Below are 17,263 nucleotides of genomic sequence, written 5' to 3' on the forward strand. Positions count from 1 at the left end.
AACATCCTGTCGCTTGCGGTGAGCCAAGCCGTCAGTTGGCCAAAAGCTCCGCCGTGCGGGCAAGCGCACCGCCGAAGCCATTGAGCGGGATGGAAAAGCTTACGACTTGCCCCGTATCGGCCGCGAACGCATCGATCTTGAGCGTGGTGCCGTTCTTGAGCAGCGGCGTGACATTGGCATCGAACGCCACCGGCACCAGGCAGCCGACCACCTGGCAGGTGCTGAACGGCAGGCTGCCGTCGAGCTTCTGATCGTCGATGGTCAGCGCGACACCCTTGGCAAGCGCCAGACCGAAAGGCAGGGCAAGCGTTCCGGTCGCATCCTCGCCGGTCTTGCTCGATAGCTCGATCGCCAAAAGCCGTTGGTTGCTTTGCTTGTTGAACTGCTGGTGCGACAGGCTGCAGACCTTGTTCGTGCCCGATATCTGGCAATTGACCGTCCAGTCGCCATGGGTTTCGGACAAGGCCGAAGCACCACCCGGCAGTTGCGGCACGTCAGCTGCGGAGGGCGGCGTTGCCGCCACCTTGTCGCCCTTGGTTTGCGCCGCCATGGCCGGCAGGCCTGAGATGCAGGCAGCACCCAACACTGCTGCGAAATACGCGTATTTCCTCATCAAGATCTCTCCCGCCCGGCTCCGCCTCGAGCCAGCCTAGAAACTGACCTTGAGAGACGCGCTGACTGCATTCTGTTTGACCGTTTCCCCGAAGGCGCCATTATATCTGACGGACATGACGACGCCATCGACGCAATTCAGCTCGAGGCCGGCGCCGACCCGATAGAGCGGCGAATCGATCGCCTCCGTCAAGTGCAATGCGGGGGGGGCCAGCAGATTCTCCGCCGCGTCGAAGCGGCCTTCGATCTCCCACTCCTTGGTGGAAAAAAGTTGAAACCTGCAACCGACCCTTCTTCCTTGCCGGAAACACGCAGCCAGCGCGGGTGGCAGCCCTTGAGCGGGCGCGGTTGGTGTGAGGGTGATCGGCATTCTCGCATGGCATCGTCGGGCAAAAGCCCTATATATCTGGTGTGATGAGATTTTTTTGCAGGAATAGATGGATGTGTGCGCGTCGTTCATCGATGATATCAACCTTGGTGGTGCTGGCTGGAGCGGTTTGCGCCGGCTTTGCGATGCCCGCTTCCGCGCAGGTGCTCAATCCCACGGTCAGAAACAACACAGTCATCCAGCAGAACGATCTGCAGGCGTTGCAAAACCGGGTTCAGCGGCAGCAGTTTCAGCAGCAGCAACAGCAGTATCGTGCCCAGGATCGCATCATCGTCCAGCAACCGCCGCCGGTCGTGCCGCAGGTTAGGCCGAGCTGCCAGACGCAGATAATCGGCAACACCGCCGTGAGCACCTGCCGCTGACGAACGGCAGCTTCTTTTATTTAGCCGACTTACATGATAGGGCACTTCAGGTGCCCCTGCGGCAGTTTGGATTTTGCAAAGGCGTCGCAGCACGCTAAGGGGCATTGCAGCGACTGGATTATTGAGATGGCAGCCACCAAGAAAAAGGCCGTAAGCCAAGCCAAGAAAGGCGAGAGGATCCGCCAGGTGGCGGCGATCCCCTTCCGGCTGAACGCGCATGGCGGCATCGAGGTGATGCTGGTCACATCGAGAACCACGAGACGCTTCATCGTGCCCAAGGGATGGCCGATGAAAGGCAAGAGCGGACGCAAGGCAGCCACCATCGAGGCACTGGAGGAAGCCGGCGTGCTCGGCAAGACGCTGAAGCAGCCGGCGGGCACCTATTCCTACTGGAAACGCTTGGCCAACCGCTTTGTCCGCGTCGACGTCGTCGTGTTTCTGCTGGAAGTGACGGAAGAGCTTGCCGATTGGCAGGAAGCCAAGCGGCGGCAGCGGGCCTGGCTGGCGCCGGCCGACGCCGCGATGCTCATCGACGAGCCTGATCTCTCGACGCTGGTGAACACCTTGAAGCTTCCCGGGCCCGCGCCGCTCGAGCAGGCATAAGCCTCAATTGTCCGCGCCCTCATCTTCAGGAAGCGGCCGTGCCGGCGGGCCGCTATAGGCCCACAGCCATTCGCGCGGCAGCGGCCCCTTGTTGCGCTCGGACTGCTGAGATTGCTCCCAGGCATGCGCCAGGATGCCGACGGAACGCGACAGCACGAAGAGTCCGCGCGTCAGCGGCGGCGGAAAGCCGAGCTCGCCATAGATGACGGCGGTGGCGCCATCGATGTTGAGCGGGATTTTTTTGCCCTTGCGCCGCGCGACGTCGGCCTCGATCGCCTCGGCAATGTCGGCAAAGCGGCCGTTGACCACGCCACGCGCGGCAAAATCTCTGACCAGTTCCAGCAGGCGCGGCGCGCGCGGATCGACAGGATGGAAGCGATGGCCAAGCCCCGGCACATAGCCCTTCTCCTGCCCGAAGAACCGGTCGAGACGTGTCGAAACCGCTTCGTTGAGGCCCATGCCGCCATCAAGCGCCACGGCAATATCGCCATAGAAGGAAAGCGCCTGCTCGCCGGCGCCACCATGCACGTCGCCCAGCACGTTGATGGCCGAGGCCATGGCGCTGTTGATGCCGACGCCACAGGTGGCCGCCATGCGGGCGATGGCGATCGACGGCGCCTGCGGCCCGTGGTCGACGGCCGCCCCCAAGGCAATGCCGAGCAGTGCCGCCTCGTCTTCGCTGGGCAATTCGCCACGCAGCATCAGCCAGATGACAGCCGGGAAGCTGACGCGGCCGATCAGGTCCTGGATCTCGTAGCCGCGCAGCCGGATCACACCGGGGCTCATCTCGATGATGCCGGTCTGCCACCATTCCTCGCCGCGCCCGCGGCCTGTTTTCTTCTCCACGCCGCTCATGTCAGGGCCTTTGCCTTGGCGCGCGGCGGCAGGCCGGCGAACACCTCGTCCATGTGCTCGCCCAGCACAGGCGGCGGCCGCGTCGGCAACGGTGCCGTACCGTCTACCATGAACCCGCCGCGCAGGACGGTCAGCGGCCCATCCATGCCAGCCACATCCTCGAAACGAGCCGTCACCTGGCGTTCGAGCACTTGTGGTTCGGTCAGCACTTGCGGGATCGTCAGTACCCGGCCCGCCGGCACGCCGGCTCGGTTGAGCGTCTCTTCCCAAATTGCCGCCGGATCGCTTGCCAGAGCATCCTCGATCTCGACCTTGAGCGCGGCGCGGTTCTGCTTGCGGGTCTCACGCTCGGCAAAGCGCGGGTCCGACGCCAGTTCCGGCCGTCCGATCAGCCGGCACAGCGTCACGAACTGCTCCTGCTTGTTGGCGGCGATGTTGATGAGCCCATCGCCGGTGCGGAAGGCGCCGGAGGGAGCCGCCGTCATGTTCTCATTGCCCATCGGCTTGGGATCGACCCCTGCCGTCAGGTAATTGGAAACAGGCCAGCCAAGCGCGGAAAGCGTGCATTCGAGCATCGACACGTCGAGGAACGCGCCCTCGCCCGATGTCTTCTGCCTGACCAGCGCCGCGGCGATCGAGAACGCGCCGACCAAGCCTCCCAGCGTGTCGGCGACGGGATAGCCGACGCGCAGCGGCGCGGTTTCCGGCGTGCCGGTTATGCTCATGATCCCGGAAAGACCCTGGATGATCTGGTCATAGGCCGGGTTGTCGCGCATCGGCCCGCTCTGCCCGAAACCCGATATCGCGCAATAGACGAGGCCTGGGCGGACCACCCTCAGCATCTCGTAGTCAAGCCCGAGGCGTTTCATCACGCCGGGCCGAAAATTCTCCACCAGCGCATCGGCGCTGGCGACCAGGTCCAGGAAGCGCTCGCGATCCGTCTCCTTCTTGAGGTCGAGCATGACCGATCGTTTGCCGGCGTTTTGGGCCAGGAAGGATGCGCCCATGCCGGCGCTGTTGAGCTTTGGCGAGCCGCCAAGCTGGCGCGCCAGGTCGCCGCCATGCGGCCCCTCGACCTTGATCACGTCGGCCCCGAGCAAGGCCAGCTGATAGGCACAGTAAGGCCCGGCGAGCACATTGGTCAGGTCGAGGACGCGGATACCGGAAAGCAGGTCTGTCATATCTTTTCAGATCGCTCAGGCATCGCCCGGCACATGTTCGGGACCGCGCCGCCGCCGGTGCTCGATGAAGGCCCAGACATGCGGCCCGACCAGGCCGATGAAGGCGAGCGTCAGCAGGGTCAGCGACAGCGGATGCTTGTAGAACACCGACCAGTCGCCGTTCGAGATGGTCATCGCCCGGCGGAACTGGGTTTCGGCGAGCGGCCCCAGGATCATGCCGATGATGACGGGCGCGGTCGGGAAATCGAACCGCCGCATCAGGAAGCCCGCGGCGCCCAGGAGATAGAGGATGACGAGATCGATCGGGGACTGCGAGATGCCATAGGTGCCGACAGTGGCGAACACCAGGATCCCGGCATAAAGCTGCGGCGCCGGGATCTTCAGCAGCCGCACCCACAGACCGATCAGCGGCAGGTTGAGGATGACCAGGATGACATTGGCGATGAATAGGCTGGCGATCAGGCCCCAGACAAGGTCGGCCTGTGTCGTCAGGAGCAGCGGTCCCGGATTGATGCCGTAGCTCTGGAAGGCCGAGAGCATGATCGCCGCCGTCGCCGAGGTCGGCAGTCCAAGCGTCAGCATCGGCACCAGCACGCCGGCGGCGGACGCGTTGTTGGCGGCTTCCGGCCCTGCAACGCCTTCGATGGCGCCGACCGTACCGAACTCCTGCTTGTGCTTCGACAGTTTCTTTTCGATGGCATAGGACAGAAAGGTCGGGATCTCGGCGCCGCCGGCCGGCATGGCGCCGATCGGGAAGCCGATCGCCGCTCCCCGCAGCCAGGCCTTCCACGAACGCCCCCATTCGGCCGCCGTCATGTAGAGCGAGCCTTTCAGTGGCACGATCTCGTCTTTGCCGGCATAGCGGCGCGAGGCCATGTAGAGCGTCTCGCCAACCGCGAACAGGCCGACGGCGGCGATGATGACGTCGACGCCGTCGAGCAACTCGGTCATGCCGAAGGTGAAGCGCGGCTGGCCCGTCTGCAGATCGACGCCGATCATCCCGATTACAAAGCCGGCAAACAGGCTGGTCAAGCCTCGCACCGACGACGACCCAAGCACCGCCGAAACAGTGATGAATGCCAGCACCATCAGCGAGAAATACTCCGCCGGGCCGAAGGCCAGCGCGAACTTGACCACTATAGGCGCCAGAAAGGCGACGCCCAGCGTGCCGAGTGTGCCAGCGACGAAAGAGCCGATCGCCGAGGTGGCGAGTGCTGCGCCGCCGCGGCCGGAGCGGGCCATCTTGTTGCCTTCCAGCGCCGTCACGATGGTCGCGCTCTCGCCGGGCGTGTTGAGCAGGATCGACGTCGTCGAGCCGCCATACATGGCGCCGTAATAGATACCGGCGAACAGGATGAAGGACGCCTCCGGCGCCACCTGATAGGTGATCGGCAAGAGCAGCGCGATGGTCAGTGCTGGCCCAAGGCCAGGCAGCACGCCGATGGCGGTGCCAAGCGTCGTGCCGAGCAGGCACCACAAAAGATTGGTCGGGCTGAAAGCGACCGCGAAACCGTGTGCGAGATGGCCGAGCGTATCCATGGCGTCAGCCTCCCAGCGTGCTGGTGAACGCGTCGATCGCCATGTTCAGCTGGTTCTCGACGACACCAGCGCCGATGTTGACGCCGAGCGCCTTGGCAAAGCCGAAATAAGCAGCCAGCGCCAGCACCAGGCCGGTGAGCACATCGCGCAGCGTATGCCTGCTGCCGAAGCCGTAGCAGACGAGAACGAACATGATGACCGACGCGGCGGTGAAACCGAGCGGCTGGATGAGCACAAGATTGGCCAGCAGACCGATGACGACGAAGCCCATCGCCTTCCAGTCGGTCGGCGTTTCCTTTTCCTCCTCCGGCTGCCAGCCGCCGCGAAGCGCGGCGAGGATGAGCAGCAGGGAAAGCACAATCAGGCCGACCATGGTCAGATAGGGAAAGACGGTCGGACCAACCTTGGAATAGAGCGGCGAGACCGGGATCGCCAGCGTCTGCCAGGCGACGGCCCCGGCGCAGGCCAGGAGGCCGACGCCGATCAACAATTCCGGTACGGCAAGTCGCGGCGGCACTGCCTGCTGGTCGGTGGTGCTCATGAATGTCCTCCCCGCTATGGATGGCCACGATCTGGTGGCCAAAACAGCCGCCTCCAGCAGCCGGCTTCGTCGTACCTTCACGCTGCATGGCCGCATGCGATCGATGCGTCGAGAAAAGGAGGAGGCGGCACGAGCCGCCCCCTTGGGGAAATCAGGCGAGACCGAGATCCTTGAGGATGGCCTCGATGCGAGCCGAATCCTCAGTGACGAATTTGGCATAGTCGTCGCCGGTGAGCAGGATGGACGTCCAGTTGCGGTTCTTGCATTCGGTCGCCCATGCATCGCTCTTGGCCATGGCTTCGACCAGCGTGATCATGGCCGCCTTGTCGGCGTCGGAAATGCCGGGCGGCGCGAAGACGCCGCGCCAGTTGAACAGTTCCACATCGATACCGGCTTCCTTGAGCGTCGGCGCGTCGATGCCGTCCTGGCGCTTGTCGGCCGAAATGGCGAGCAGCCTGAGCGCGCCCGCCTTGACTTGCTCGGAGAACTCGCCGAAGCCGGAAATGCCGGCCGCCACCTGGTTGCCGAGCAATGCCGACAGAGCTTCGCCGCCGCCCGCGAACGGTACATAGGAGAGGCTGGGAGCCGGAACGCCGACCGTCTTGGCGATCAGGCCGAACAGGATGTGGTCGGACCCACCGGCCGAGCCGCCCGCGACAGGAACCTTCGTCGGATCGGCCTTGAGTGCCGCGACGAAATCGGCGGCCGTCTTGAACGGCGAGTCCGCCGGCACCACCAGCGCCTCGAACTCTCCGGTGAGACGGGCGATGGGCGTGACTTGGGTCAGGTTGTTGGCCGCCTTGTTGGCGATGATGGCGCCCACCATGACCATGCCCGCGACCATGAGCGCATTGCCTTTGCCGCTCCACTGATTGATGAACTGCGGCAGCCCTACCGTTCCGCCGGCACCACCGACATTAGTGATCTGCGAGCCGGAGATGAGCTTCTCGCCGCGCAGCACCTGATCCATCGTGCGCGCCGTCTGGTCCCAGCCGCCGCCGGGCGCCGCCGGCACGAAGATCTGGACTTGAGGCGCACCTTCGGCGAAGGCGGGTGAGAAATGCGATGCCACCAGCCCGGCCGCGCCAGCCGCCGCCGTACTCATCAAAAATCTGCGTCTGTTCAGCATGGGATTCCTCCAGATCACGACACCTCCTCCGGTGCCTGCCAAAACGCGCCTGTTCACAGACCCGTGATCAAGTTCAAGCAGATTTTACCTTGTTCCGTCAACAGGAACGACATTCTGCTGGACAGAACGGTCCGGTGGCGCGACAGAGTGGTTCCGCTCGGGCTTCACCGAATTGGGAACCGCAATGGACCTACCAGGCAACTCGGCTGATGCGGAAATCCGGCGCACCTCCGTCGAAGGTGTTGCGGCACTCGACCGGGCGATCGCCATCCTCGATGCCTTCAGCACGGCCGAACGCTCGCTAAGTCTTGCTGAAATCGCGATGCGCACCGGTCTTTACAAAAGCACGATCCTGCGGCTCGCCAATTCGCTGTTGCGCGGGCAACTGCTCGAGCGCCTGGACGATGGGCGCTATCGCGTCGGACCCGCCGCCTTTCGGCTGGGCGCGCTTTACCAGCGTTCGGTGGTGGCGATGGACATCCTGTTGCCGATCATGCGCGATCTCTCCGAACGAAGTTGGGAGAGTGTTGCCTTCTACGTCCGCTCGGGAGACGTGCGCACCTGTCTTTACCGGGTCGAATCCAAGCATCCGATCCGCTACACGATACGCGAAGGCGACGTATTGCCTCTGCTGGCCGGCTCGGGCGGGCGCGTGCTGGCGGCCTTTTCGGGACAGCAGGGCGAACCCTACGAAACCATTCGCAAAACGTGCAATTGTCTCGCTGTGGGTGACCGCGACCCCGAAACGGCAGGCGTCTCGGCGCCGGTTTTCGGGCCGGGACACGCGCTGCTTGGCGCCTTGACGCTGGCTGGTCCAAGCACGCGCGTCGACGCTGCCTTCCTTGAGCGCATGAAGCGCCCGCTGCTCGAGGCGGCGGCCCGCGCCACTCGCGCCTTCGGCGAGGATGCCTCCATGCTGGAGCAGGCGAGCCTCGCGACGGCGGCTTTGCCCTAGCTCCCGCGGTGATGGCATCGGAAAGGCCTCCAACTTCCGCTCGCCGCCCCTGTAAGGAAGCTGCGCGCCCAAGGCCGGTTGCGGCAGGTCAAGGTGTGCAGCGGTTTTCCGTCCGGATTGCGCGTTTGTAGCGCCTGGCCGGGTGATTGTCGGCGCCCTCGCCTCGCCTGACACCCCTCAGGGCAGCCGCTCCAGCAGCATGGTCGGCGCATCATGGTAGAGGGTCTGCGTCAGCTCGATATAGCCGCACTTCCTAGCGACGTTCAGCGAAGCCGTATTTTCGGGATCGATGATGCAGACGGTTCTGGCACGTCCGAACGTCTCGTCGCCCCAGCCATGCACGCGGCTGACGATCTCCGTGGCAAGGCCGGCGCCGTGCGCGGCCGGTGCGAGCGCCCACCCCGCCTCGGGGATGCCTTCGATCGACGGCTCCATGTCGCGCCTCAGATCGTGGAACCCGGCCTCACCGATGAAACGGCCGGTCGCTTTCTCCTCGATGGCCCAGAAGCCGTAGCCAAGCAGCGACCACAGGCCGGCATGGCGCAGGAAGCGCATCCAGCTTTCCTCACGCGTGCGCGGCTTGCCGCCGATGAAACGGGTGACGACGGGGTCGGCCCACATGGCGGTATAGGCGTCGAAATCCTTCAGTTGGTGCGCCCTTAGAATGGTTCGCTGGGTCTCGATGACCGGAACACCGTGCGGATTTTTCATGACGATATGCCTCGCTGATCTTCAGCGCTTAGCAAATCGCTGGTGCGGGGCAAGGGCCAGGGGGATGCGCGCCATCATCCAGGGAAGGCCTAGTAATCGAAGCAGAACTTCAGCCGTGCCAGACCATATTCATGTAGACACCACCACGCTCCAATTCATCCAGCATCTGGTCGAGCCGCTTTCGCCTGGTGTCCGGACGCTTGGCGCGGCCGATCCAGCCCAGATAGTCGTTCTTCTGATAGTCCGGCCGAGCCTAATCCCGGTGTTCGCGGCGGCGATGGCGCGCGGCTACGGCGCCTGATCGTCGGCGGCGACAGTTTCAAGCGGGGCGATCGGCACCAGGGGCGCCGGAATGCTGGTCGTCTTCACCTCTGCCTTGCAAATATCGGCAATGACGCAGGCCGGGCAATCCGGCTTGCGCGCCTTGCAGACATAGCGTCCGTGCAGGATCAGCCAGTGATGCGCATGGCGCATATATTCCTCCGGGATGATCTTCAACAACCCCTGCTCTACCTGTTCCGGCGTCTTGCCGGGCGCCAGGCCAAGCCGGTTGCCGATGCGCAAGATATGCGTGTCGACCGCCATCGTATGCTGGCCGAAGGCCATGTTGAGCACGACATTGGCGGTCTTGCGCCCGACACCGGGCAAATTGACCAGTTCATCGCGGTCATCCGGCACCTCGCCGCCATGGTCGCGGATCAGCGCCTGCGATAGGGCGATGACGTTCTTGGCCTTGTTGCGCCAGAGACCGATGGTCCTGATATGGTCGCCGACCTTGGTTTCACCGAGCGCCAGCATCTTTTGCGGCGTGTCCGCAACCTTGAACAGAGCCCGCGTTGCCTTGTTGACACCGGCATCGGTCGCTTGCGCCGAAAGCACCACCGCCACCAGCAGCGTGAAGGCATTGACGTGTTCGAGTTCGCCCCTCGGCTCCGGCCGCTGCACCGAAAAACGCCGGAAAATCTCATGCACTTCAGCCGGGCTGTAGCGGGACGAGCGCCGCGCCGGCCGAGGGCGCGGCTTGGCATTGGAGCCATCACGGCGTCCGGCCGGCAGCTCTTTTTCGGGCATGGAAGACTCATTGGACTTGGGACGCGCCATTTCCCTCCTATAATAGTCTGTCATGAGTGACACAAACGCCTCGTTTCAGGCTGACGAGCCCTTCTTTCATGCGTTGCTGACCCCGCACCGGTCGCTGGGCAGGACGGGCTTCCTGATCCTGATGGGCGCACTGATGTTCGGCTGGCTGGTGACGGGTGCGTTTTTCCTGTCGCGCGGTGCCTGGCCGGTGTTCGGCTTCTTCGGCCTCGACGTGGTGGCCGTCTACATCGCCTTCCGCGTCAATTACCGGGCTGCACGCGCCCGCGAGGAAGTGTCGGTCTCGCGCACCAGCCTCGACATTCGCAAGACGGCCCCCTCGGGAAAGTCGGAAGCGCATCGCTTCAATCCGTTCTGGGTACGGTTTTCGATCGCCCGGCACGCCGAGATCGGCATCATCAGAATGACCGTGGAGGCACAAGGCCAGAACGTGCCGATCGGCGGCTTCCTCGACCCCGATTCGCGCGAGAGCTTCGCCACCGCCTTCTCGCGCGCGCTGGCGACCGCCAAGGCGCGCTAAAAGCAATTCCAGGAAATTTCCGTTGGGAAAGCCTTGCCGTAGAGTGTCATGAGCAAGCTCTCTTTTGCCCCTGTCAGATGGACTTTTTCGCCAGCCATCAGCGGCTCCCTGGCTCGAATCCCGAGTCTATCTGGGCAAGTGCTGCAAGAAGGCAGGTTTCGGGTGGCGATCGGCGCCCCGAGGGGCGATATTCCAGCCCAAGGAGACAGTCCATGAGCACACACACGGCAGTCCTCAAGAAGGACATCACGCCTGAGGGCAGCGACTACGAAATCGTACGCCGCGCCATCGAAAAGATCAGTCTCGACTATCGCGACCAGCCATCGCTGGAAGAACTGGCCGAGGAGGTCGGCGAGACGCCGACCGGCTTGCAAAAACTCTTCACCCGCTGGGCCGGCCTGTCGCCCAAGGCTTTCCTGCAGGCGGTGACGCTGGATCATGCGCGCAGGCTGCTTGATTCCGGCATGCCTCTGCTCGAAACCTCCTTCGAACTGGGCATGTCCGGCCCCGGCCGGCTGCACGACCTGTTCGTCACCCATGAGGCGATGTCACCGGGCGACTACAAGACGCGCGGCGCCGGCCTCACCATCCGCTACGGCTATCACACCTCCCCGTTCGGCACTGCCCTGATCATGGCCACCGACCGCGGGCTTGCCGGCCTCGCCTTCTGCGACGCAGGCGAGGAACGCACCGCTTTTGCCGACATGTCCGGCCGCTGGCCGAACGCGCTCTATATCGAGGACAGGGAAGCGACAGGGCCCTATGCCGCGCGCATCTTCGAGCCGACGCTGTGGCGCGCCGATCAGCCGCTTCATGTCGTCATGATCGGGACCGACTTCCAGGTCCGCGTCTGGGAGGCGCTGCTCCAGATTCCGATGGGCAAGGCCCGTACCTATTCCTCGATCGCGGCCAGCATCGGTGCGCCGAGCGCCAGCCGCGCGGTCGGCGCCGCCAACGGCGCCAACCCGCTCTCCTTCGTGGTGCCTTGCCACCGCGCCATCGGCAAATCAGGCGATCTCACCGGCTATCACTGGGGCCTGACCCGCAAGCGCGCCATCCTCGGCTGGGAGGCAGGGCAGATTTCGTCGTGAAATGTCGATTTTTGCTTTCTGCCACAGAAAATATATGAGTATTTGGAAATACGCAGTATTATTGCGCTTGATTTTGGAACTTCTAGATACAACCGTGGACAACCGCCGGTTTCTTCACGAGCGTTATTTCGATATCTTATTTAAGTTTACGCTAAATTAACCACGATAAAGCGATGATGACCCATATTAATTCGGGCGATCCGACTTAATAGGAGAATCTCGATGAAGTTGTTCCGCACCGTGTTTGGTGCAGCCTTGCTGGTCGCGTGCCTGGACCACGCGGCGATGGCCACAACGCAGAATGTCATCTTCAATGGCACGGTCACCGCGACCTGTACGCTTGTCGTCGGCACCAACGGCACCATGACGGTGAGCGCCGACCTTCAGTCGCTGAGCTCCCACAACAGCGGCGGTTCGGCTGGAACAGTCACGCTCACCACCACCGGAGGTGTTTCACTTAGCGTCGATCCGGTGACCCTCACCACCGTGCCCGCCGCCGACAGCACCGCCACCACCTGGACACCGACCTATTCGGCCAGCGGCGCCCACACGACCGCTGAAACGGGGGCCGCCACCGCCCTCGCTGTCCCCGGCGCCGACCTTGTCTCGGTCCATCTCGCTGGCACCAAGGGCGGCAGCAACCGCTTCGCCACCGGAAACTATCAGGCAACGGTAACACTGCGCTGCGAATAGCCGTCGCGAAGGAGGGGTCCTTGAAACATGCACGAATCCTGGCGGCGGCGCTGGCCGTCGGCCTGCCGGCCCTTGCCGCCAACGCCCAGTCGATGTCGCCGATGCGGGGTGAGGTCAACAGTTTCACCGACGCCTTCGCGGTCCGCGTGTTTCCCGCCAATCCCTACGGCCAGAAGATCAAGGTCGAAATCCACGTTTACGATCAGAATTTTCAGCCAGTGGATGCCAAGATCTCTCCGAGCGTTTTCCAACTGGGCTCGCAGGCTTCCCGTCCTGTCCTTGTGGTCGTGCCCTTCGGCGGCGCTGCCGAGCGTAAAGTGCGTATCTGTACCGAGAGCATCCCCTTTCCCAATCAACAGACGCAGATAAGGGCACAGATATGCGGAAAGTTTTTTGGGCACCGCAAGTCCTGACAGTCGCGTTTGCGGCAACCTGGGCAGGGATCTCGCCGGTTCTGGCCGAGGATGTCTACAACCTCAATCAGAATGAGAGCGGCTTCAACTTGCCCGGCGTGACCTTGCCCCAAGGGCAGGATGAGGTCCACGCTTCCGACGGAACCACCTGCCGGTCCGCCGTATCGGGCACCGGTGCCTATCTCGACCTGGGCGTCATCAGAGGCAACAATCAGGCGAACAACGACGTCGCCACCTACGGCCGCGTGGTGATTCCGATCGGGCGTACGCCGAAGCGCGTCGATTGCAGCCGCCTCTACGAGCTTGAGGTCGAGCGCCTGCAGCTGGAGCTGAAGCTCCTCAAGATGGGCCTGGGCGGTGACGGGCCGACCGCGAGCGTGGCCGCCAGCGCACCTACGCCCGTGGCCGCGTCACCCGGATGGGCCAACGAAGGCTGGAGCATCAGAACCGGAAGCGGCGATGGCAAGAAAAAGAAGAAGAAATAGCAGCGCGCTGCTCGCGATGGCCGCGCTCGCCGGCTGCTGCCTTCCGGCGCAGGCCGCGATCATCGGCACCTGCAGCATCATGGTCGGGGCATCGGGCACGATGACCGCAAATCCGGCCATCGGCATACTGGGCTCCAAGCAGGCAGGCGGATCAAGCGCCAGCGCCACCGTGGTGGCAAGTTCCCTGCTGTGCTCGCTGCTCAATTTGCTGGACTGCTATTCGGTTTCAGCATCGGCGCCTGCCGCATTCTCGTCCGCGCCGAGCGGCGGCGGCACCAACGTGACCTTCGCCTCGGTCTTCCGCCTCGATGGCTCGGGGGTCGACAATAATGGGGGCGTGCCGCAAAGGGTCGCCAATGGCACCCACGCCATGCAGATCGACCTCACCGCCACCAAGTCGAGCGGTATCTTTCCCGCCGGCAACTATCAGGGCATCGTCACTGTGCTTTGTGAATGACGCGGCAAATCACGCTGGACCATTCGCGTGGTCTGGCATCGAACGGCTTGGCAGGATAGCTTCCGCGCATCAGCAGGAGGCATTTCTTGATTATCGTAGTCGGTTCGATCAACCTCGACCTTATCGCCAATGTCGACCGCTTGCCGAGCCCCGGTGAGACGGTGAGCGGTTCCAGCTTCACGACGGCCCCCGGCGGCAAGGGCGCCAACCAGGCACTCGCCGCCGCGCGTGCCGGCGCTCAGGTGCGCATGGTCGGCGCCGTTGGCAAGGACAATTTCGCCCCCGAGGCACTGGCTTTGCTGCGCGAGGCCAAGGTCGACCTGTCGGGCGTGGGAGAGACCTTTGCCTCGACCGGCACGGCGCTGATCATGGTCGGCGATGACGGCGAAAACATTATCGCCGTGGTGCCCGGCGCCAACGCTTCCGTGGTGCCCGGCGACCTCTCCAAGGCTTTTCTGACAAAGGGCGACGTCGTGCTGCTGCAGCACGAGATCCCGCTCGCGACGGTCGATGCGGCCCTCGACCAGGCAAGGGTGGCCGGCGCGATCACTGTCCTCAACACGGCCCCTTTCCATGGCGGGGCAGCCGCCTTCCTCGGCAAGGCCGACTATGCGGTCGCGAACGAAACCGAATTCGACCTCTATGGCGAAGCCCTTGCCCTGAAAGGCCGCGATCGTGCAGCGCGCATGCGCGACTATGCCAGCAAGACTGGACGCATCATCGTCGTCACGCTCGGCGGCGACGGCGTGATGGCGGCAACGCCAGGCGAATTCCTGACCCTCCCTGCTTTGCAGATCACGCCGGTCGACACGGTCGGGGCCGGCGACACTTTCTGCGGCTATTTCGCCGCCGGCCTGTCGTCGGGCCTCACGCTCGAACAGGCATTGGCGCGTGCCGGCGCCGCCGGCTCGCTGGCTTGCCTTAAGCCCGGCGCCCAACCGGCGATCCCACTGGCCAAGGATGTCGACCAGGCGCTGCAAGAGGCCGGTTGAAATGATGCGTCCCCGCACGAAGCATGCCGTACCGGCGGCCAGCGACATCTGCCGCCTGTCGGCTGTCGAACTTGCAGACGCGATCCGCCGAAAGAAGCTCTCCGTGCGCGAGGTGGTGACGGCGTTCCTCGATCGCATCGATGCGGTCAACCCGCTGGTCAACGCCATCGTCTCGTTGCGCGACCGTGCCGACATACTGCGCGAGGCCGATGCCGCCGATATCAGCCGGACCGATGGCACCGGCGCGCTCTTTGGCCTACCCATCGCCATCAAGGACCTTGCCTCGACCACCGGCCTCAGGACCTCGTTCGGCTCGCCGATCTTCGCCGATTTCGTGCCGCGGGAAGACGATTTCTTCGTCGAACGCATCCGCGACGCCGGCGCCATCATCATCGGCAAGACCAACGTTCCCGAATTCGGGCTCGGCTCCAACACCTACAACAATGTTTTCGGGCCGACGCTGAACGCTTTCGATCCGGCGCTGACCGCGGGCGGCTCAAGCGGCGGAGCGGCGGTGGCGCTGGCGCTGGACATGGTGCCCGTCGCCGATGGCAGCGACTTCGGCGGCTCGCTGCGCAACCCGGCGGCCTGGAACAATGTCTACGGTTTCCGGCCGTCACAGGGGCTCGTGCCCAGCGGTCCCGACTTCGAGGTCTTCCACGCGCAGATGGGCGTCGAGGGGCCGATGGGCCGCAACGTCGCCGACATGGCGCTCTTGCTCGACGTGCAGGCCGGCTACCATCCGCAGGCGCCTCTCTCCTATGAGAAGCAAGGCTCCTTCCTCGAAGGCCTGGCGACGGCGGCGACCGGTGGCCGTATCGCCTGGCTCGGCGATCTCGGCGGCCATCTGCCGATCGAGCCCGGCATCCTCGACTTATGCGAGGCAGCACTCGCACGGTTCACGGATGTATCTTTCCTGACCGAGCCCTTGCGACCGGATTTCGATTTCGAGGCACTCTGGCAGGCCTTCGTGACGCTGCGCCAGGCCAGCAGCGGCTGCGCCCTGAAAGTACACTATGACGACCCCGCCAGGCGTGGCCTGCTGAAGCCGGAAGCCGTATGGGAAGTGGAAAACGCGATGCGGCTGACGGCGCCGCAGATACGCGGGGCCTCGGTCGTCCGAACCTCCTGGTACCGCACGCTGCTGTCGATCTTCGACCGCTTCGACCTCATCGCGCTGCCGACCGCGCAGGTCTTTCCGTTCGATGTCGGCACCCATTGGCCGCGCGAGGTCGGGGGGCGGGCAATGGACAGCTATCATCGCTGGATGCAGGTTTCGGCCTTCGCCACCCTGGGCGGTTGCCCGGCGGTCAATGTTCCCGTCGGCTTCGACGACAGGGGCCGGCCGATGGGCATGCAGCTGGTCGGCAGGCCACGCGGCGACCTCGCCGTGCTGAAGGCCGCGGCTGCCTATGAGACGACGCTGCCCTGGCCCGCCGGAGCCTGAGCCAGACCGGCGCGCCGGCTTGCGTCGTCCTCGCCGTCATGCATTGATTGTTGCATGCTAGGCCGCGATAGCGGCATTGCGAGGAAAAATCATGTCGTTGGAACTCTACGCCGCCTATGTCCTTGCCTGCATCGTGATCATCCTGGTGCCTGGGCCGACGGTGACCCTGATCATCGCCAACAGCATCCGCCACGGCACTCGCGCCGGTCTCGCTAATGTCGCCGGCACGCAAGCCGGCCTAGCAGTCATGATCGTCATCGTCGGCATCGGCCTCAACACGCTGATTTCGGGCATGGGCCACTGGTTCGAGTGGGTCAGGCTGATCGGCGCGGCCTACCTGATCTGGATGGGCGTGCAGATGTTCCGCTCGAAGGGCACGCTGAACGCCGACGGAACCGCCCGCAAACCACGCGGCGGCTTCTTCCTGCAGGGCTTGGCCGTGGCGCTGAGCAATCCAAAGACGCTGATCTTCTTCGGCGCCTTCTTTCCGCAGTTCATCTCTCCCGCCGGCAACTACCCACTGCAGATCGTCATCATGGGCCTGACCGCCATGATCTTCGCCGCCATGTCGGACTCGACCTATGCGCTCGCCGCCGGCCGCGCCGGGCGCATGCTGTCAGCCAGCCGCATCAAGCTCCTGTCGCGGATCAGCGGCAGCTTCATGGTCGGCGGCGGCCTGTGGCTGGCGTTTTCGAAGGCAAAGTAACGGCGAAAGCGCCTTCTCCATAAATTTTTGCGGAGACATATTGAAGAATTGTACGCTGCTGCACAACTCTTCACTATGCGCAAATCAAACGTTTCCTTTCGGGATCGCTTGCTTATTTGGCAATACGAGTACAGCGACGCAGTGATCGGCACCGCTTTCTTTTGCGCCTTTGCGCTGATGAAATCCATTGCGGTTGTAGGGCTCCAGGCCAATCCGGTCGTCACCACTCAACGCGTGATGGCCGTGGTAGAATACATCAGAGTGAAACCTGTCAGCCCGTATGCCATGGTAGGTCACAATCTATACTACACCTACGACGTGCGCCTTGATGACGGCAACACGCGGATTTCGATCGACGACGACGTCGAGCGACCGCATCTTGTTGGCTCACTCGTTCCTATTGAACGTCAACACCACAAGCGCGGCGTCGACACCTATCGATTGCTCAATGGGTGACAACGCGCGCCGGTGACACCGCGCGCTTG

Annotated in this window: 23 protein-coding genes; 13 read left to right on the forward strand and 10 right to left on the reverse strand. The window is 63.8% G+C overall.

All coding sequences use genetic code 11. The features are described 5' to 3' along the window. Positions 1–31 precede the first annotated feature (31 nt). Entirely contained in the window at positions 32–613 is a 582-nt protein-coding gene (locus tag LB524_RS17850; protein ID WP_224528865.1) for an invasion associated locus B family protein, read from the reverse strand. Between the two features lie 36 nt (positions 614–649). Beyond that, positions 650–982 carry a hypothetical protein gene (locus LB524_RS17855; RefSeq protein WP_224528867.1) on the reverse strand — a complete coding sequence of 111 codons (333 nt, stop codon included), beginning with the start codon at positions 980–982 and terminating at the stop codon, positions 650–652. 71 nt (positions 983–1,053) lie between these two features. On the opposite strand from LB524_RS17855, the gene LB524_RS17860 reads away from it, so the two are divergent. Together LB524_RS17860 and LB524_RS17865 are read left to right on the forward strand one after the other, a co-directional pair. After that, positions 1,054–1,362 carry a hypothetical protein gene (locus tag LB524_RS17860; protein ID WP_140618839.1) on the forward strand — a complete coding sequence of 103 codons (309 nt, stop codon included), beginning with the start codon at positions 1,054–1,056 and terminating at the stop codon, positions 1,360–1,362. Positions 1,363–1,488: 126 nt separating this feature from the next. After that, entirely contained in the window at positions 1,489–1,965 is a 477-nt protein-coding gene (locus LB524_RS17865) for an NUDIX hydrolase (protein WP_224528868.1), read from the forward strand. 3 nt (positions 1,966–1,968) lie between these two features. On the opposite strand, the gene LB524_RS17870 is transcribed toward LB524_RS17865, so the two are convergent. The 5 genes from LB524_RS17870 to LB524_RS17890 form a co-directional block, all read right to left on the reverse strand. Next, a complete protein-coding gene (locus tag LB524_RS17870; protein ID WP_224528870.1) occupies positions 1,969–2,820 on the reverse strand; it encodes a citryl-CoA lyase in 852 nt (283 codons plus the stop codon). Then, complete coding sequence (locus LB524_RS17875; RefSeq protein WP_224528871.1) at positions 2,817–4,001, reverse strand: CaiB/BaiF CoA transferase family protein; 1,185 nt, start codon at positions 3,999–4,001, stop codon at positions 2,817–2,819. Before LB524_RS17875 ends, LB524_RS17870 begins: the two co-directional genes overlap by 4 nt. Before the next feature lie 15 nt (positions 4,002–4,016). Then, positions 4,017–5,540, reverse strand: a complete 1,524-nt coding sequence (locus LB524_RS17880; protein WP_224528873.1) for a tripartite tricarboxylate transporter permease — start codon at positions 5,538–5,540, stop codon at positions 4,017–4,019. Between the two features lie 4 nt (positions 5,541–5,544). Continuing rightward, the gene (locus LB524_RS17885; protein WP_224528875.1) at positions 5,545–6,081 is read right to left on the reverse strand and encodes a tripartite tricarboxylate transporter TctB family protein; all 537 of its coding nucleotides are present in this window, start codon (positions 6,079–6,081) and stop codon (positions 5,545–5,547) included. Positions 6,082–6,232: 151 nt separating this feature from the next. Further along, positions 6,233–7,210, reverse strand: a complete 978-nt coding sequence (locus LB524_RS17890) for a Bug family tripartite tricarboxylate transporter substrate binding protein (RefSeq protein ID WP_015315736.1) — start codon at positions 7,208–7,210, stop codon at positions 6,233–6,235. Between the two features lie 184 nt (positions 7,211–7,394). Here LB524_RS17890 and LB524_RS17895 point away from each other — a divergent pair, with 184 nt between their 5' ends. Then, complete coding sequence (locus tag LB524_RS17895) at positions 7,395–8,165, forward strand: IclR family transcriptional regulator (protein WP_140661720.1); 771 nt, start codon at positions 7,395–7,397, stop codon at positions 8,163–8,165. Between the two features lie 177 nt (positions 8,166–8,342). On the opposite strand, the gene LB524_RS17900 is transcribed toward LB524_RS17895, so the two are convergent. From LB524_RS17900 to nth, 3 genes are all read right to left on the reverse strand, one after another. Then, positions 8,343–8,876, reverse strand: a complete 534-nt coding sequence (locus LB524_RS17900; RefSeq protein ID WP_224528876.1) for a GNAT family N-acetyltransferase — start codon at positions 8,874–8,876, stop codon at positions 8,343–8,345. Between the two features lie 109 nt (positions 8,877–8,985). Next, positions 8,986–9,099, reverse strand: coding sequence for a YdeI/OmpD-associated family protein (locus LB524_RS29105; RefSeq protein ID WP_224529124.1), 114 nt, complete (start codon positions 9,097–9,099; stop codon positions 8,986–8,988). A gap of 65 nt (positions 9,100–9,164) precedes the next feature. Then, positions 9,165–9,977: an endonuclease III gene (gene nth / locus LB524_RS17910; protein ID WP_224528878.1), complete on the reverse strand. Its 813-nt coding sequence runs from the start codon at positions 9,975–9,977 to the stop codon at positions 9,165–9,167. 22 nt (positions 9,978–9,999) lie between these two features. Here nth and LB524_RS17915 point away from each other — a divergent pair, with 22 nt between their 5' ends. From LB524_RS17915 to LB524_RS17960, 10 genes are all read left to right on the forward strand, one after another. Further along, positions 10,000–10,494: a DUF2244 domain-containing protein gene (locus tag LB524_RS17915; RefSeq protein ID WP_140713227.1), complete on the forward strand. Its 495-nt coding sequence runs from the start codon at positions 10,000–10,002 to the stop codon at positions 10,492–10,494. Positions 10,495–10,706: 212 nt separating this feature from the next. Beyond that, positions 10,707–11,585 carry a methylated-DNA--[protein]-cysteine S-methyltransferase gene (locus LB524_RS17920; protein ID WP_140713225.1) on the forward strand — a complete coding sequence of 293 codons (879 nt, stop codon included), beginning with the start codon at positions 10,707–10,709 and terminating at the stop codon, positions 11,583–11,585. Positions 11,586–11,807: 222 nt separating this feature from the next. Then, positions 11,808–12,278 carry a hypothetical protein gene (locus LB524_RS17925; protein ID WP_140721178.1) on the forward strand — a complete coding sequence of 157 codons (471 nt, stop codon included), beginning with the start codon at positions 11,808–11,810 and terminating at the stop codon, positions 12,276–12,278. A 20-nt stretch (positions 12,279–12,298) separates the two neighbouring features. Further along, complete coding sequence (locus LB524_RS17930; protein WP_015315728.1) at positions 12,299–12,691, forward strand: hypothetical protein; 393 nt, start codon at positions 12,299–12,301, stop codon at positions 12,689–12,691. Continuing rightward, positions 12,658–13,176 carry a hypothetical protein gene (locus tag LB524_RS17935; protein ID WP_015315727.1) on the forward strand — a complete coding sequence of 173 codons (519 nt, stop codon included), beginning with the start codon at positions 12,658–12,660 and terminating at the stop codon, positions 13,174–13,176. The genes LB524_RS17930 and LB524_RS17935 overlap by 34 nt, the downstream gene beginning before the upstream one ends. After that, on the forward strand, positions 13,151–13,633 hold the full coding sequence (locus LB524_RS17940; protein WP_140713223.1) for a hypothetical protein: 483 nt from the start codon (positions 13,151–13,153) through the stop codon (positions 13,631–13,633). Before LB524_RS17935 ends, LB524_RS17940 begins: the two co-directional genes overlap by 26 nt. Positions 13,634–13,719: 86 nt before the next feature. After that, complete coding sequence (locus LB524_RS17945) at positions 13,720–14,625, forward strand: ribokinase (RefSeq protein ID WP_015315725.1); 906 nt, start codon at positions 13,720–13,722, stop codon at positions 14,623–14,625. 1 nt (position 14,626) lies between these two features. Beyond that, positions 14,627–16,072 (forward strand): amidase, encoded by a 1,446-nt coding sequence (locus LB524_RS17950; protein WP_224528880.1) that lies wholly within the window; start codon positions 14,627–14,629, stop codon positions 16,070–16,072. Between the two features lie 91 nt (positions 16,073–16,163). After that, on the forward strand, positions 16,164–16,778 hold the full coding sequence (locus LB524_RS17955) for a LysE family translocator (RefSeq protein WP_140661711.1): 615 nt from the start codon (positions 16,164–16,166) through the stop codon (positions 16,776–16,778). A gap of 48 nt (positions 16,779–16,826) precedes the next feature. Then, positions 16,827–17,234, forward strand: coding sequence for a hypothetical protein (locus LB524_RS17960; protein ID WP_181173958.1), 408 nt, complete (start codon positions 16,827–16,829; stop codon positions 17,232–17,234). Positions 17,235–17,263 lie beyond the last annotated feature (29 nt).

Origin of the sequence: Mesorhizobium sp. ESP6-5 (genome assembly GCF_020164695.1) — a bacterium.
Taxonomy (GTDB): domain Bacteria; phylum Pseudomonadota; class Alphaproteobacteria; order Rhizobiales; family Rhizobiaceae; genus Mesorhizobium; species Mesorhizobium australicum.